Below are 14,263 nucleotides of genomic sequence, written 5' to 3'. Positions count from 1 at the left end.
GCGCCACCTGGTTTAATTTTTCTATGGCAACCGCCCGTTAGAGACCGCCTGTTAGATACCGCCCGTCAGTAACCGCCTGTCTGCCACCTATGCCTGATGCCACAACGGGCCCGACGATCGAATCGGTGCTCCAGGAGCAACGGTTGTTTGAGCCGCCTGCTGAGCTGGCCGCCTCGGCCCGCATTGGCTCTCTAGATGCATACCGGGCCCTATGCAGCAAGGCTGATCGTGATCCCGATGCCTTCTGGGGCGACCTGGCCCGTAGTGAGCTGCACTGGTTTGAGCCCTTCGACTCGGTGCTCGATTGGAGTGATCCGCCTTTCGCCAAGTGGTTTGCTGGGGGCACCACCAACCTGAGTTTCAATTGCCTCGATCGCCATCTCGCTGGCCCGCGGGCCGATAAGACCGCCCTGATTTGGGAAGGGGAGCCCGGCGACAGTCTCAGCTTTACCTACCGCCAACTTCATGCCGAGGTGTGTAAGGCGAGTAATGCCCTCAAGGCACTTGGCATCGGCAAGGGGGACCTAGTTGCCCTTTACATGCCGATGGTCCCTGAGGCAGCCATTGCCATGCTGGCCTGTGCTCGCATTGGTGCCCCCCACTCGGTGGTGTTTGGCGGCTTCTCAGCCGATGCCCTGCGGGATCGGCTGATCGATGGCCAGGTGAAGGCGGTGATCACCGCCGATGGCGGTTTCCGTAAGGACAAGCCCGTGCCCCTTAAGCCAGCGGTGGATGAGGCACTCGCGGCAAATGGCGGCGCACCAAGCGTTGAGCATGTGCTGGTGGTGCAGCGGATCAAGGGCGACTGCGCCATGGCTGCCGGCCGGGACCACTGGTGGCACGAGCTGGTGGATGGGCAGAGCGCCGAGTGCCCCGCCGAGCCCATGGCCAGCGAGGACCGCCTATTTGTGCTCTACACCTCCGGCTCCACCGGCAAGCCCAAGGGGGTGGTGCACACCACTGCCGGCTACAACCTCTGGGCCCACCTCACCTTCCAGTGGATCTTCGACATCCGTGACGACGACATCCACTGGTGCACCGCCGATGTGGGCTGGATCACCGGCCATAGCTACATCGTGTACGGGCCCCTCTCCAATGGCGCCACCACGGTGATGTACGAGGGTGCACCGCGGCCCTCCAAACCCGGCGCCTTCTGGGAGGTGATTCAGAAGCATCGCTGCACGATCTTCTACACCGCCCCCACGGCGATCCGGGCCTTCATGAAGAGCGGCCGCGCCGTGCCCGATCAATACGACATGAGCTCGCTGCGAATCCTCGGCAGCGTTGGTGAGCCGATCAATCCCGAGGCCTGGATGTGGTATCGCGACGTGATCGGCCATAACCGCTGCCCGGTGGTGGACACCTGGTGGCAGACCGAGACCGGCGGCGTGATGATCAGCCCCCTGCCCGGCGCCACCCCCACCAAACCGGGCTCCTGCACCCTGCCCCTGCCGGGAATCGCGGCCGACATCGTTGACATGGACGGCGTTTCCCAGCCGGCTGATGCCGGTGGCTATCTGGCGGTGCGTAGGCCTTGGCCAGGGATGATGCGCACCGTGCATGGCGATCCGGAGCGCTTCCGCAAGAGCTACTGGGAGGAGATCAGACCCGCAGATGGCTCCTACTTGTATTTCGCCGGTGATGGCGCCCGCCGGGACGCCGACGGTTATTTCTGGGTAATGGGCCGCGTTGATGACGTGATCAACGTGAGTGGTCACCGACTCGGCACGATGGAAATTGAGAGTGCTCTTGTGAGCCATCCCGCGGTGGCTGAGGCGGCGGTGGTGGGCCGGCCCGATGATCTCAAGGGTGAGGGGATCGTGGCCTTTGTGACCTTGGAGGCGGGTCGCAGCGGCGACGACGCCCTGATTGCCGATTTGCGGGCCCATGTGGGCAAAGAGATCGGACCGATTGCCAAGCCCGATGAAATTCGTTTCACCGATTCCCTGCCCAAAACCCGTAGCGGCAAAATCATGCGCCGCATCCTGCGGGCCCTGGCCTCTGGCCAGGAAGTGACTGGTGACACCTCCACCTTGGAGGACCGTTCCGTACTCGATGCCCTAAGGGTTTAGGGGGTTAAGGGGGCCAGGCGAAGCGGTTCGATGAAGGCGACGTCCGTTGACTCAATGGTGATGGGACGTCCAAACCAATATCCCTGGCCGTAAGCACAACCCAATTCGCGCATCCGATTCATCTGGGCCTCCCTTTCCACTCCTTCAGCCACTACCTCCAGTTCGAGAGCCTTGGCGAGAGTAAGAATTGTGGTTGCAATCACCTCATCTTCTGGATTCTTTCCCAATCCGCTCACAAATGAGCGATCAATTTTAAGAACCCCTACCGGGAAGCGCTTTAGGTATAGCAATGACGAATACCCCGTGCCGAAATCATCAATTGCCAGTCGTAGGCCAAGATCTTGCAGTGCGTTGATAGTGGCTTTTGTCGATTCAATGTCATCAACAAGGGTTGTTTCTGTAATCTCTAGGTAAACACTAACCGGATTGATTCCTGTTGATTCTAGTATTTCTTTGATGCGTACCTTCACCCGTGGGTCGGCAAGACTGCGGGCAGACAGGTTTGAAGACAGCCTCAGATTAGCTAGGCCGTGAATCTGCTGCCACCTGCCGATAGTAGCGCAGGCACTCGCAAACACACACATGTCGATCTCCTGGATCAGGCCACTTTCCTCGGCTTGTTCCAGAAAGGCGGCGGGCATCAGCAGTCCTAGTTGGGGATGTTCCCAGCGAGCCAGGGCTTCAAAGCCCGTGAGGGTATCGTCAACGAGGCGGAAGATGGGTTGTAAAAAGGGTTTGATTTCCCCGTTTTGCACCGCATTGCCGATGGACTTCTCTAGCGAGAGACGTTGTTGGGCTTGCAGACGCATGGTCGAATGAAAGGTTGAGTGGCGACCACGCCCTAAGGCCTTTGCCTGATACATAGCCATGTCCGCATTTTCCAGCAGAGTTGATGGGCTATCTCCTATTTGGGCAAAGCTGATGCCGATCGACACGGTGTGGCTGAGTTCTGAGCCAGCAACCTTTAGGGGCTGGCGGATTTCCGCGATAATCCGGCTGGCCAATTGACTGGCATCATCTCGGTTGCTTGTATGGGTGATAACGATAAATTCATCTCCCGATAGACGACCGACTAGATCATCATGGCGAACCACTTGTTTTAGGACACGACTGACGTGAATTAGAAGCTGGTCGCCGGCGCTGTGTCCATAGGCATCGTTGATCCACTTGAAGCGATCAATATCGATAAAAAGCACCGCGGTCAAAAGGGAGGCGTCTGCTGACAGATGATCAATCGCCGCCTGCAGGCGGTCCAGCACCATGCGCCGATTGGGCAGTCCAGTAAGGGCGTCATGAGTTGCTTGAAGAAGGGCGTCCTTACGTGCCTCTCTCTCCGATGTAACAGCCCTAAGCATTTTTATACTTAGTTCGATACTACGAGCCATAGCCCGAAGCAGGGAACGTTCCTCCAAGTCAAAGCGTTCGCCAAGGCGGCCCACAAACAGCAGGTCCATCGGCCCCATAGGAGCCCAACAGGTGCGTAAAATACCTGATCGTATAGTGATATCGCTGGGTTGGTTGTTTAATTCCTCCAGAAGTAGTTGCTGGTCATCTTCTGATAGCCCGATGCACCAGTCAATCGATCGATTGCAGATGATTGCAGCCACTTCGGCATCAACGGATTCTGCCACCCGGTTGAGCACATTGCGGAGATTATCTGGATCCTCCGTGGAGAAAGCTGAGAGGATCTCCGAAAGCATGTGCAGGGACCAGGAGGTGGTCTCCATTAGCCGATCGCCAGAGTTACAAGAGTTTGGTTATGAAAACCTCCTGCGCCTTTTGTGCGTGCAATTTCCCCATAGGTATAAAACCCTGCCATCGGTATGGCCCCGCAACTACTGGTGATTAAATCAGTTTCTTCATGTACTCGCTCTTCTGTAAATACTGCCCTTCGTGAGACGCAGTCGAACAGCAGTAAGCCAGCCGGCGGGAACCCGTTTAGGGCATCCACAGCCGTAATGCAGGACTGGGCCGCAGCATTAAGTACCGAGTCGAAATTGCCTTCAGTGAGGAAAGCCAAGGCTCCCTGGGGAACCTCTGCCACCAAGATCAGTTCTCGCCTATCGGGGTTGAAGCCGGTGACGTGACGCATCTCGATTTTATCGCGCCGGCGTATTCCAATGGGGTGAGTTGCGGCAAAATTGGCAAACGCGGTGGGATCGGTCCGAACAATATCTTCCGGATTGAAGAAATCGAGGTATACATCAAGTGCTGGCTTATCTTCCAAAGTCGATAGAATTTTTCCCTTGCTGCCAGTGACCATCATAGGGTCACTGGCTGGGGTCCAGCCGTGGCTTACGCCGATGCCTAAGGGGCGGTCGGAACTAACTGCTGCTGCCACCACTGCCTGAGTCTTAACCCTACGGCCATGGATCTGCCGGGTTCGGCTCATCGCTAGATAGTCGCCGGTGCAGCCTCCCACCAGGGGAACGTCTATTCCAGCTACGTCGTAGGCGCCGCGTACCACATCCATTTGATCACCGCAAAGGCCATCGGAGAGCACGATCAAGACCGTATTGGCCCGTTGCTCAAGATGGTCCAGGCAGTGGGCGGCCTCGGTTGCAGCCTTGCGTAGGCCGTGCGCATCACCCTGGCCGGAACCCGTACTTACCTCGATTGCTGAACCTCCCAGTGCCCACAGCACCAGGGAATTGGCCACCGCACCGTCTGGGGTGATTTCACCAGATGTTGTGCAACCAATCACCTGCGTATGGGGAAAGGTCCCATGGAGCTGCTCGGCTATCGCCGCCAGATCAAAAATTGGCGCAAGCAGAGCCACGATCAGCTTGGGATCCTGGGGGCATTGCAGAGCCTGCAGTGCCTGCTCAAGGGCCTGGCCGGTGTCGTTTAACGAGGAGGCGCCTACCTTGACCCAGCTCTCAGCAACCATCGAAGTGACCATTGAGGCTGGCTCCTGCGTCGGTGCAAATCCCCGACTAACACCCACAATTGTCAAGCCCCGTAGGATCGACTCAAATCTAGGACCCGCTGGCCCAAGCATCAACCGCGGCTGCGATGCCATCTAGGGATCTTTTTTTAGCAGGATCGTCGGCCCACTGGCCCAGCAGGCTCTGTCGCAGCCCCGCACTAGCGGGGGCGAGATGATCGCCCGGGAATTCCTTCAGCAGGCTGGCATCTCCACTACGACCTTGCAGCACCCCCAGCAGCCGCTGGCTTTGGTCGATCTGATCCCGGTTGAAGCGCACCAATAAGTTGCGGGGTTGGAGGTAGGTGCGAGCCACCTGCTGCAATGTTTCCTCCGGTGAGGGGCTGAACTCGCTGCGAAAGTTGAACTGCTGACCGAGCTCCGCCAACAGTGGGATCGAGCGCTCGGCTGAGAAGTTGTTGAAGCTCAAGGCCACTAGGCCGGCGCCCCCCCGCCCCCCATCAGGTGCCAGCAGGTGCAGTTTGCAGCCCAGGCTGTGGCCAAGTCGCAGCATCAGCCTGCTGGAGTCGCCCCCTTCACCATCCGCATCACGCAGCTGACGGAACCGCCGCCAGGCGGTATTGGCCTGATCCTGGTGGTCGAAGCCAGGCACATAGGTCCAGGCCCGAATCCGCCAGCCTCTAGCCGCCAGTGCTTCCAGAAGCCGGCGGTAGCTGAGCTGGGGGGTCGCCGCCAGGTAACTGCCGCCGATGAATTCGACCGTGCCGCGGCTGGGTCGCTCGGCCTCCAGTTGCCAGATATCGCCGCGCTGCCGCCAGAGCGTCATGGTCAGAGGGGAAGGCGTTGCAAGGCCGCCCGCGCTTCGTTGCGATGGGCTGCGCCATCAAGGAGGTTGTTAAACACATGGCGGATTACGCCTTCGCGGTCGATCACGTAGGTGACCCGGCCTGGCAGCAACCCCAGCACATTCGGCACTCCGAAGGCTTTGCGTAGGGCGTTGCCTTGGTCCACCAGAAGCGGGAAGGGCAGGTCGTGACGACTGGCAAAGCGCTGGTGGCTGGCCTGGTCGTCGCCGCTGACACCCCACACCTCAGCTCCCAGGGACTGAAGGTCGGCGTAGCTGTCACGGAAGGCACAGGCTTCAGCGGTGCAGCCTGGGGTGTCGTCCTTTGGATAGAAGAACAGCACCAAAGCCTTGCCGGCTAGCTGATCGCTACGGCGCCCCTCACCGTTTTGATCATTAAGGGCGACGAGGGGGGCTCGATCTCCGGCGGCAAGTGCCATCTAAATCAAATTGGGCAACCGTTTTCACCCTAGGCAGCTGTCCTGGTTGCCGTAGTCGTAGTCCAAGTCGTAGCTGTTTTTCTAGCGGTGGGCTGGGACGATGGGTTGAGCGACGCAGGCAGATGTGACTGGCCCGATTGAGGAACAGCCAAGCCTCTGGCAGCAGAGCGACCTGCTGAGCCTGGTGAGTGCAACCCCGGCCTTGAGCCCAGCGGCCCAGCCCAAGCAGGTTGTGGCTCGTGATCCCAGCCCTTCCAACCGCTATCCACAACCGCGATCAACACCTAGCAACCTGCTGATCCTGGACACGGAGACCACGGGTCTGGAGCCGGTTTCAGCCCAGTGCATCGAGGTAGGAGCAGTTCTGTTTCATGTACCCAGTAGGTCGGTATTGAGCCAGGTTTCCTTTCTTTTGCCAGCTGCTGCCAACCCGGCGGAGCATGTCAATGGCATTGCTGCTGAAGTGACCAGACTCCCCCAGCCCTGGCAGGCGGGCCTCCAGCATTTCCTTGCCCTGCTCGCCGGGGCCGATGCGGTGCTCGCCCACAACGCAGCCTTTGATGCCAAGTGGTTTGGGCTTGGACCGCTGCCGGCTATTGACAAGCCATGGATCTGCTCGATGGACGATATCGAGTGGCCGCCTGAGCGACACCTGAGGACGTCCCCTTCGGTGCGCGATCTGGCCTTGGCCTACGGGGTGCCGGTGTGGGCTGCCCATCGGGCCCTTGCCGATTGCACTTATCTAGTTCAAGTATTGGAGCGTTGCGCCAACCTCGAAGACCTCTTAAAAGCAGCTATGGAGCCGAAGCTGCTCTATCGGGCCAATCTTCCCTATGCCGAACGGCATAAGGCCAAACAGGCAGGCTTTCGCTGGAATGAACCGGTGCGAGGCGCCTGGAGTCGTCGACTAAGCGAGCGCCAGGCCCTAGCCCTGGCTTTTGAGGTGCAGAGGGTGGAGGCCGATTCACAAGTGGCCTGAACTCCCGGAACTGGTGCCCATACGTCATGGTTTTTCTTCCAATCTCCGAAGCCGAACGGCGCGTTATCGCCATTTGGCCGTGGCTGCCACAGGCTGAGTTGGTAGTTGCCATGGATCCATGGCTGGTCGGATGCCGCGGCAGCGGCTGCTCCGCTGGCAGGCCGTGCGCACTTGGGCGCGGCTGATCCGCGAAGCCGAGGGGCTTTGGCGGGTCGATGTGCGCGATCTGCGCAGGGTCGGCGCCCATGAGCTGGGTCAGCTGCTGCAGGAGGTGCCGCCCCGGCTGCGACGTCGCGTCAATCTCTGGTTGGAACGCCTAAAAGTGAGCACCAGGTTGCCCTGATTGCCTGCATGCCCTTATTGGCAAGCGGCGGAGCGGCATAAAAAAACCGGCTGGGGAAGCCGGCATGGAAGAAGGTCACCTTGGCAATCGGTGAATTGTCGAAATCGGAGCGACAGGATTTGAACCTGCGACCCCCACTACCCCAAAGTGGTGCGCTACCAAGCTGCGCTACGCCCCGGCAGTTCGAAGTTACCACAGCGCTTTGCGCTGTTTCAGCCGGCGTATCAGCCGTTCTGTGAGTCGCTCCCGTCCCAAAACTGCATACCCAGGAACCCGCAGGCGACGGGCTAGTTGCCGCAGTTCACCGACCCCCAGGCCTGCCAGCCGCAATTCGGGCAAGCGGCTCCATACGGCTGAGGCCGCAGGCAGGTCCGACCCTTTGCGATTGGCTGAGAAGCTCAGCAGGGCGCCCCCAGCCATCCACTCAGGCACCAGCACAAACAACACGGCCAGCAACCCATAGAGCTCCACAAGCCCCTTAGGCAGAGGATGCAGGGGGCGGTTGCGTGGCCTGGGCTCGAGCTTGCTCACAGCAGGGGGGCCTTGGGGTCGTTCAACCTGCCGGATGGCTGACCGGTCGGCTGACCGGAGGGCCTATCGCGCCATTGCAGCTGGGGTTCGGGCTTCGGGTTCAGTTTGACGCTCCAGAAGATCAGGGCAAAGCAGAGCCCCAGGGTGATAAGCAACCAAAGAATCACCAGGCGATCCGGTAAGGGGTTCACAGCTCTGTCCTGCTCATACCTGGTCCGTGCGCAGGCACTCCAACCTTCTGAATTGCTGCTCCATAGTCAGCACATCGCCCTTGAGCACCAAGGTCAGTTGCTCGTTCCGATAACGGATGCCTGGTAGGTATGAGGCCTCGCGAAACATGGTGGAGCGGAAGCGTCCGGTGAGCAGGGAGGCTTGGGCGTCATTGCGCTCCAGGGTGACCCGGCTCTGATCGGGGCAGATGAATTGTTCGGTGATGCCGTAGTCCTCCCACCAGGGCGACCCCATTGAGAGCAAGGCGAGGGCAAGCAGCGGCATGGACATGCTCAGGCCAGCTGAATTGGGGCATTCTCTCCCCGCAACACGCAGTGGGCCACCGTCCAGTCATAGGAAGACCACACCCGTGGATCGAGCTTGTAGGCCGAGCCCGCAAATTCACCGAGCCTTTGGCCGCTTGGCTGGGCCGAGCAGTAAGGCCGGCTGCCGGGTTTGGCTAGGTATTGCTGGTGATATGGCTCCGCGTACCAAAGGGTTTGGTTGCTGCGCAGCTCAGTGGTGATCTCCCCAAAGCCAGCGCTGCTCAACAGGGCCTGGTAGGCGTCGCGGCTGGCTTCTGCTAGGGCCACCAGACCAGGATCATCCGCATAGATCACCGAGCGGTACTGGCTGCCCCGATCATTGCCCTGGCGATTCCCCTGGGTGGGGTCGTGGCATTCCCAGAACAGCTTCAGCAAATCGCTGAAATCGATCAGGGCCGTATCCCATACCACCCGCAAAACCTCGCTGTGGCCCGTGCGTCCAGAGCAGACCTGGTCGTAGCTGGGTTGCTGGATTGAGCCACCGGCGTAGCCCACGGCTGTTGTAACCACGCCAGGCAGGCGCCAAAAGCCCTTTTCGGCTCCCCAAAAGCAGCCGCAACCGAAAACCACCTCCGACTGGCCGCCCTTTATGGCCGCATCAATTGGGGTGCCCAGTACAACGTGGGGAGCTTGAGCCTGAGGGGTGCCCTGAAACAGGCCGAACACGCTGCTAATTGCAATTAAATCGGAGCCTAGAGAGTCCCTTTAGTTGCCGCGTCGGGCTCAAAGGCAATGTGATTAAGGAGAGTGGTGGTGAAGGCGAACAGCAGGAACGGCAGGGAAAGCACCAGGATCAGGCCCACACCCACAAGGGCAAAGATCGGCTTGCTGGCCCCCATCAAGGCCAAGCCAGCCGCCAGGCTGGCGAAGATCACCAGCATCCAGATCAAAATCTGCCCGTAGATGTCGCCAAAGGTCAGGGTGCAGCGCAGCCGGTAGGGCAAGCCGGTAATCGGGGCAACTGGCTCCATGGATGCTCCTAGGCGTGGTACGCAAAAGGCGACACCATCCACCTAAGCCCCATCTAGGTCACTTGGCTGAACAGCTCAACAAGTATTGAGATCAGCCGGCCGCCCTCAGCTGTTCCGTTGCCTGCTCCCTATCCCAAAGGCGACGGTAGGTGCCGCGCTCAGCCACAAGCTCGCTGTGGTGGCCCTGCTGCACAAGCCGGCCCTCTTCGAGCACCAGCACTCGATCACAGGCGGCAGCCGCCGACAACTGATGGCTGATCATCAATACGGTGCGACCCAGACCTTGGTCATTTGACTGGACATTGGCCTGCTCACTGCGAATCGTGCGCAGGATCTCGGCAGCGGTGGTGTTATCTACGCTGGCTAGGGCGTCATCAAGCACCAATAGGGGGGTGCGAACCAGTAGGGCCCGCCCCAGGGCTGTGCGTTGTCGCTGGCCGCCGCTAAGGGTGATTCCTCTCTCCCCCACCAGGGTCTGGTAGCCGTCGGGAAATCCCTTGATGTCGCCCTCAAGCCTGGCCTGGCGAGCTGCTGCCTCGACCCGCTCAAACGGCGCATCCGGCTCGCCATAACGCAGGTTGTCGGCCAGGCTCGCGGTAAACAGATAGCCCTCTTGGGGTACTAAGCCCACCTGGCCCCGCAGTTCAGCCAAATCCAGAGCGGTGATGTCGACCCCATCGAGCCAAAGTTGACCGGGATCGACCTCGACCATGCGCCCCAGGGCACGGGCCAGGGTGGTTTTGCCGCAGCCCACGGGCCCCACCACTGCCACAAGCTCGCCGGGGTGGAGCTCAAAACTGACGTCCACCAGGGCTGGTCGAGGCGCGTTGGGATACCGCACGGTGAGGCCGCGGGCCACCACAGCCCCCCGAGCGGGCTTGGCTGGGGGAGTTGGTGAAGCTGAAGAAACGATCAAGGGCCGCCGTCGCAGCAGCTCCTCTACCCGCTCCAGGCTCACCTGGCCGGTTTGGAAGGTGTTGAGGGTGAACCCAAGCAGGGCAGTGGGGAACACCAGCCGCTCCACAAACAGAATCAGGGCGACCAGGTCGCCGATGCTGAGGCGGCCACTTTCAAGTTGGCCACTGCCCAAGGCGAGTAGCAGCAGCAGGCTGATGGACGAGATGCCCTCCAGCAGCGGGAACAGGGTGCTGCGGGTGCGGGCCAGATTCAGGGCTGCATCCCGGTAGATGCGGTTGCGACCGGCGAAGGCGGTCTGCTCGGTGCTCTCCTGGCCGTAGATCTTGATGGCGCTGATGCCGGAGAGGTCCTCCTGGATCAGGTCGCTTAAGGAGGCCAAGGCCTCCTGCTGGCGGCGTTGCTGGCGCATCATGCGACCGCCAAACAGGCGCACCACCATCAACATCAGGGGGTAGAGCCCCACCGCCGCCACGGTCAACCAGCCGTCGATGGAAAGCATCGCTGGCAAGGTGAGCGCGTAGGCCAGCACGGTGTTCGTGAGGCTCAGCACGGCGAAGCCCAGGAGCCTGCGCACGTTTTCGACGTCGGAGGTGGCTCGGCTGATCACCTCGCCGCTGCCTGTGGTCTGCACCCAGCCGGGTTCCTGCTTGAGCAGGTGATCAAAAATCTGTTGTTTGAGCTCGGCCTCCACCTGCCGGCCTACCCCGAACACCAGCATGCGTGAGTAGAGCCGCACCGCCCCCATCACCGTTGCCAGGGCGACGATCAGCGCCGCCTGAGCCAGCACGTCTTGAAGAGCGAAACCATCCTGCAGGTCGTCGATTACCCGCCGCACCAAAAGGGGAATGGAGACGCTCAGCAGGTTCACCACCACAAGGGCGGCGACGCCGATTAACACCACCTTGCGATGGGGCCGCAGGTAGCGACGGATCAGATCCAGCCGTATGGCTCCCATCAGGGGCCGTTTTCACAGGTCCCACCAACCTAGGCAGCTGCTTTTCCGGCAGGCTGGCCTCAGCAACAGCTGAGCCATGGCTTCCGATCCTTCCCAATCCGGCAGCAATGATCAAAGCCATCCCCTTTACGCCACGGATCGCGAGGTAGTGGATCGGCTGCTTGCCGCTGAGGTGCCAGCCGACCACCACCTGGTTGATGCCGCCCGTTTGTTGATGCGCTACGAGGCCTTTCCCGGTGCCCGTGATCTCAGCTCAGATTTGGCCAAGACCCTGCGCCTGTGGGGAATTAGCCGTGAAGATCTGCACAGCCGCACCCAGGCAATCTGGGCAAAGGGTTTTCGGCCCGCACCAGCGGCGAGTGAGGCGGTGGGCTCCAGCTTTGACACCGCTGACCAGGAGCAGACCTGACACTTTGCCAAGGCAGTCATCGCCATTTACCCCTTCTTCGGGTGATAGTGGATAGGTCCCCATCACCCGGCCCGGAGTGCTTTGCACCCGGGCTTTTTACTAGCTATGCCCACTGTTCAGTCCTGGCCTGCCCTGTTGGACCAGCTGCTCAATGGCGAGTCGCTGTCGGCCCAACAGGCCACCGCGCTGATGCAGGGCTGGCTAAGCGAACAGATCGATCCAGTGCTTACCGGAGGGTTGCTGGCCGCCTTGCGAGCCAAGGGAGTTAATGGCGAGGAGCTTGCAGCCATGGCTGAGGTCTTGCGAGAAGCTTGTCCCCTGCCGGCTTCCCGCCCTTCTATCGCGCTTGTCGATACCTGTGGCACCGGTGGCGATGGGGCCGACAGCTTCAATATTTCAACGGCTGTGGCGTTTGTGGCTGCCGCCTGTGGCGCCCACGTGGCCAAGCACGGCAACCGCAGTGCCAGTGGTCGGGTGGGATCAGCCGATGTGCTGGAGGCAGTGGGCATTCACTTGCAGGCCCCCCAGGAGCAGGTGATTGGTGCCTTACCAAGTGCGGGGGTGACTTTTTTGTTTGCTCCTGGTTGGCATCCGGCACTGGTGGGGCTGGCCCCCCTGCGCCGCAGCCTGGGGGTGCGGACTGTTTTCAATCTGCTGGGCCCATTGGTAAATCCCCTGCGTCCCGAGGCCCAGGTGCTCGGGGTGGCCCGGCCTGATCTGCTCGATCCGATGGCTGAGGCTCTGGCCCGGCTAGGGCTACGCAGGGCTGTGGTTGTGCATGGTCAGGGCGGCCTTGATGAGGCCTCCCTTGCTGGAGTTAATTCGCTGCGACTGGTGAAATCTGGAGTTGTGAGCAGTGACCAGCTCGACCCTGAGGCCTTGGGCTTGCAGCTTGCCCCGATCGCCGATCTGGCGGGCGGAGATCTCGCCACCAACCAAGCCATCCTCGAAGCCGTGCTCCAGGGCCGAGCTAGCCGCGCCCAGGCTGATGTGGTGGCCCTCAACGCAGCGCTGGTGCTATGGGCCGCTGGTTTGACCGACTCAGTCGCCGCTGGCCTGAGCTTGGCCCAGCAGGCCATTGCCAATGGAGCTGGCTGGCAAGTCCTAGAGCGGCTGCGCGCCGCCCTGCCAGCCCCCCGTTGCGGGATGATCAAAGCAACTGCCCTGAACCCGTGAGCGAGCCCGCTGCCACTGCCTTGCTGGTGTTGGCCGACGGCACCGTGCTGAGGGGTGAGTCCTTCGGGGCCCGGGGCACGGCCATCGGAGAAGTGGTGTTCAACACCGGCATGACCGGCTATCAGGAGGTCATGACCGACCCGAGTTACTCCGGGCAGTTGGTCACCTTTACCTACCCCGAACTGGGCAATACCGGGATCAACGCCGCCGATCAGGAGGCGGATCGCCCCCACGTGCGTGGGGTGATTGCGCGCCAGCTTTCACCTTGTACCAGTAGCTGGCGCTCAGAGGGTGATCTAGATGGCTGGCTTCTACGCCATGGAGTAGTTGGAATTCGAGCAATTGATACGCGAGCTCTGGTGCGTCATTTACGTGATGGCGGCGCGATCAACGGCGCAATTTGCAGTGATGGCACCTCGGCTTCGGCCCTGCTTGATCAAGTCCGCTCGGCCCCTTCGATGCAGGGCCTAAACCTGGCGTCATCAGTTACTACCCCTAATCCTTATCACTGGGATCAACCCTGTGGGGTCGCTTTTGATGCCCGTATGCAATCCCAGCCCGATCGCCCTTACCGGGTGGTGGCCATTGATTTCGGCATCAAGCGGGCGATCCTCGAGCGTCTTGCGGCCCACGGCTGCGAGGTGACCGTGCTTCCAGCCGATGCCAGCTTGGAGCAGGTTCTCAGTTACAAGCCCGAGGGAGTGTTCCTGTCCAATGGGCCCGGCGATCCGGCCGCCGTTAGCTCCGCTATTGAGCTCGCCAAAAGTCTTATCGCCCTGCCCAATCTCCCCCTGCTTGGCATCTGCCTTGGCCACCAGATCCTGGGGCTGGCCCTTGGAGGCACCACTTTTAAACTGGGCTACGGCCATCGCGGTTTAAATCACCCTTGCGGCAGCCCAGGGCAGGTGGAGATCACCAGCCAAAACCATGGTTTTGCCCTCGTGCCCGAATCCCTGCCCGCCGACCGAGTGCGGGTAACCCATCACAACCTCAACGACCAAACCGTGGCTGCTCTGGAGCTGCTTGAGGCACCGGTGTTTGGCGTTCAGTACCACCCGGAGGCCAGTCCCGGTCCCCACGACGCCGACCATCACTTCGCGCGCTTCGCCGCCCTGATGGCCAGCCGCCGCTGACGCATTTTTGTTGAGTCTTCTGCAGCGGCAAAATTGCTCCCTACACTTCGCCCCAGAACGGATCGAGGA

At 60.8% G+C, this 14,263-nt stretch carries 17 protein-coding genes and 1 tRNA gene; 7 read left to right on the top strand and 11 right to left on the bottom strand.

Features of this window, described 5'->3' with window-relative positions:
- Window positions 1-89: 89 nt before the first annotated feature.
- The gene (acs, locus tag KBY83_RS00885) at window positions 90-2,072 is read left to right on the top strand and encodes an acetate--CoA ligase (RefSeq protein WP_255017843.1); all 1,983 of its coding nucleotides are present in this window, start codon (window positions 90-92) and stop codon (window positions 2,070-2,072) included.
- Here acs and KBY83_RS00880 read toward each other — a convergent pair.
- Together KBY83_RS00880 and KBY83_RS00875 are read right to left on the bottom strand one after the other, a co-directional pair.
- Window positions 2,069-3,799 carry a bifunctional diguanylate cyclase/phosphodiesterase gene (locus KBY83_RS00880; RefSeq protein WP_255017842.1) on the bottom strand — a complete coding sequence of 577 codons (1,731 nt, stop codon included), beginning with the start codon at window positions 3,797-3,799 and terminating at the stop codon, window positions 2,069-2,071. The genes acs and KBY83_RS00880 overlap by 4 nt on opposite strands.
- On the bottom strand, window positions 3,799-4,815 hold the full coding sequence (locus tag KBY83_RS00875; protein ID WP_255017903.1) for an FIST N-terminal domain-containing protein: 1,017 nt from the start codon (window positions 4,813-4,815) through the stop codon (window positions 3,799-3,801). The genes KBY83_RS00880 and KBY83_RS00875 overlap by 1 nt, the downstream gene beginning before the upstream one ends.
- On the opposite strand from KBY83_RS00875, the gene KBY83_RS00870 reads away from it, so the two are divergent.
- Complete coding sequence (locus KBY83_RS00870; RefSeq protein WP_255017911.1) at window positions 4,783-4,923, top strand: hypothetical protein; 141 nt, start codon at window positions 4,783-4,785, stop codon at window positions 4,921-4,923. The two genes, KBY83_RS00875 and KBY83_RS00870, sit on opposite strands and share 33 nt — an antisense overlap.
- 127 nt (window positions 4,924-5,050) lie before the next feature.
- Here the strand turns inward: KBY83_RS00870 and KBY83_RS00865 are convergent, their stop codons facing one another.
- Window positions 5,051-5,785 (bottom strand): DUF1350 family protein, encoded by a 735-nt coding sequence (locus KBY83_RS00865; protein WP_255017841.1) that lies wholly within the window; start codon window positions 5,783-5,785, stop codon window positions 5,051-5,053.
- A 2-nt stretch (window positions 5,786-5,787) separates the two neighbouring features.
- The gene (locus tag KBY83_RS00860) at window positions 5,788-6,243 is read right to left on the bottom strand and encodes a peroxiredoxin (protein ID WP_255017840.1); all 456 of its coding nucleotides are present in this window, start codon (window positions 6,241-6,243) and stop codon (window positions 5,788-5,790) included.
- Window positions 6,244-6,367: 124 nt separating this feature from the next.
- Between KBY83_RS00860 and KBY83_RS00855 the strand changes: the two genes are divergently transcribed.
- Window positions 6,368-7,222 carry a 3'-5' exonuclease gene (locus tag KBY83_RS00855; protein WP_255017839.1) on the top strand — a complete coding sequence of 285 codons (855 nt, stop codon included), beginning with the start codon at window positions 6,368-6,370 and terminating at the stop codon, window positions 7,220-7,222.
- A 118-nt stretch (window positions 7,223-7,340) separates the two neighbouring features.
- Window positions 7,341-7,565: a hypothetical protein gene (locus KBY83_RS00850; RefSeq protein WP_106501879.1), complete on the top strand. Its 225-nt coding sequence runs from the start codon at window positions 7,341-7,343 to the stop codon at window positions 7,563-7,565.
- A 104-nt stretch (window positions 7,566-7,669) separates the two neighbouring features.
- Here the strand turns inward: KBY83_RS00850 and KBY83_RS00845 are convergent.
- The 7 genes from KBY83_RS00845 to KBY83_RS00815 form a co-directional block, all read right to left on the bottom strand.
- A tRNA-Pro gene (locus tag KBY83_RS00845) sits at window positions 7,670-7,743 on the bottom strand.
- Window positions 7,744-7,754: 11 nt separating this feature from the next.
- Complete coding sequence (locus KBY83_RS00840; protein ID WP_254931489.1) at window positions 7,755-8,096, bottom strand: hypothetical protein; 342 nt, start codon at window positions 8,094-8,096, stop codon at window positions 7,755-7,757.
- Window positions 8,093-8,287 (bottom strand): hypothetical protein, encoded by a 195-nt coding sequence (locus tag KBY83_RS00835; protein ID WP_106501878.1) that lies wholly within the window; start codon window positions 8,285-8,287, stop codon window positions 8,093-8,095. The genes KBY83_RS00840 and KBY83_RS00835 overlap by 4 nt, the downstream gene beginning before the upstream one ends.
- Window positions 8,288-8,300: 13 nt before the next feature.
- Complete coding sequence (locus KBY83_RS00830; protein WP_255017838.1) at window positions 8,301-8,591, bottom strand: hypothetical protein; 291 nt, start codon at window positions 8,589-8,591, stop codon at window positions 8,301-8,303.
- Window positions 8,592-8,599: 8 nt separating this feature from the next.
- The gene (msrA, locus tag KBY83_RS00825; RefSeq protein WP_255017837.1) at window positions 8,600-9,298 is read right to left on the bottom strand and encodes a peptide-methionine (S)-S-oxide reductase MsrA; all 699 of its coding nucleotides are present in this window, start codon (window positions 9,296-9,298) and stop codon (window positions 8,600-8,602) included.
- Window positions 9,299-9,324: 26 nt separating this feature from the next.
- Window positions 9,325-9,603, bottom strand: a complete 279-nt coding sequence (locus KBY83_RS00820) for a hypothetical protein (RefSeq protein WP_254961114.1) — start codon at window positions 9,601-9,603, stop codon at window positions 9,325-9,327.
- Between the two features lie 91 nt (window positions 9,604-9,694).
- Window positions 9,695-11,476, bottom strand: a complete 1,782-nt coding sequence (locus tag KBY83_RS00815) for an ABC transporter ATP-binding protein (RefSeq protein ID WP_255017836.1) — start codon at window positions 11,474-11,476, stop codon at window positions 9,695-9,697.
- 76 nt (window positions 11,477-11,552) lie between these two features.
- Between KBY83_RS00815 and KBY83_RS00810 the strand changes: the two genes are divergently transcribed.
- The 3 genes from KBY83_RS00810 to carA all read left to right on the top strand — a co-directional run bounded on the left by KBY83_RS00810 (window position 11,553) and on the right by carA (window position 14,194).
- The gene (locus tag KBY83_RS00810) at window positions 11,553-11,885 is read left to right on the top strand and encodes a DUF3288 family protein (RefSeq protein ID WP_255017835.1); all 333 of its coding nucleotides are present in this window, start codon (window positions 11,553-11,555) and stop codon (window positions 11,883-11,885) included.
- Between the two features lie 105 nt (window positions 11,886-11,990).
- Window positions 11,991-13,061 (top strand): anthranilate phosphoribosyltransferase, encoded by a 1,071-nt coding sequence (trpD, locus tag KBY83_RS00805; protein ID WP_255017834.1) that lies wholly within the window; start codon window positions 11,991-11,993, stop codon window positions 13,059-13,061.
- The gene (gene carA, locus KBY83_RS00800) at window positions 13,058-14,194 is read left to right on the top strand and encodes a glutamine-hydrolyzing carbamoyl-phosphate synthase small subunit (protein ID WP_255017833.1); all 1,137 of its coding nucleotides are present in this window, start codon (window positions 13,058-13,060) and stop codon (window positions 14,192-14,194) included. Before trpD ends, carA begins: the two co-directional genes overlap by 4 nt.
- Window positions 14,195-14,263 lie beyond the last annotated feature (69 nt).

The organism is Cyanobium sp. WKJ7-Wakatipu, from assembly GCF_024345355.1.
Lineage (GTDB): Bacteria > Cyanobacteriota > Cyanobacteriia > PCC-6307 > Cyanobiaceae > Cyanobium_A > Cyanobium_A usitatum.
This window is presented reverse-complemented; position numbering and strand designations above follow the sequence as displayed.

Bases quoted from the DNA above. Each gene is read 5' to 3' on its own strand.
- acs (WP_255017843.1), top strand. From the start codon at position 90: ATGCCTGATGCCACAACGGGCCCGACGATCGAATCGGTGCTCCAGGAG.
- KBY83_RS00880 (WP_255017842.1), bottom strand. From the start codon at position 3,799: ATGGAGACCACCTCCTGGTCCCTGCACATGCTTTCGGAGATCCTCTCA.
- KBY83_RS00870 (WP_255017911.1), top strand. From the start codon at position 4,783: ATGGGGAAAGGTCCCATGGAGCTGCTCGGCTATCGCCGCCAGATCAAA.
- KBY83_RS00865 (WP_255017841.1), bottom strand. From the start codon at position 5,785: ATGACGCTCTGGCGGCAGCGCGGCGATATCTGGCAACTGGAGGCCGAG.
- KBY83_RS00860 (WP_255017840.1), bottom strand. From the start codon at position 6,243: ATGGCACTTGCCGCCGGAGATCGAGCCCCCCTCGTCGCCCTTAATGAT.
- KBY83_RS00850 (WP_106501879.1), top strand. From the start codon at position 7,341: ATGGCTGGTCGGATGCCGCGGCAGCGGCTGCTCCGCTGGCAGGCCGTG.
- KBY83_RS00830 (WP_255017838.1), bottom strand. From the start codon at position 8,591: ATGCCGCTGCTTGCCCTCGCCTTGCTCTCAATGGGGTCGCCCTGGTGG.
- KBY83_RS00820 (WP_254961114.1), bottom strand. From the start codon at position 9,603: ATGGAGCCAGTTGCCCCGATTACCGGCTTGCCCTACCGGCTGCGCTGC.
- KBY83_RS00815 (WP_255017836.1), bottom strand. From the start codon at position 11,476: ATGGGAGCCATACGGCTGGATCTGATCCGTCGCTACCTGCGGCCCCAT.
- KBY83_RS00810 (WP_255017835.1), top strand. From the start codon at position 11,553: ATGGCTTCCGATCCTTCCCAATCCGGCAGCAATGATCAAAGCCATCCC.
- trpD (WP_255017834.1), top strand. From the start codon at position 11,991: ATGCCCACTGTTCAGTCCTGGCCTGCCCTGTTGGACCAGCTGCTCAAT.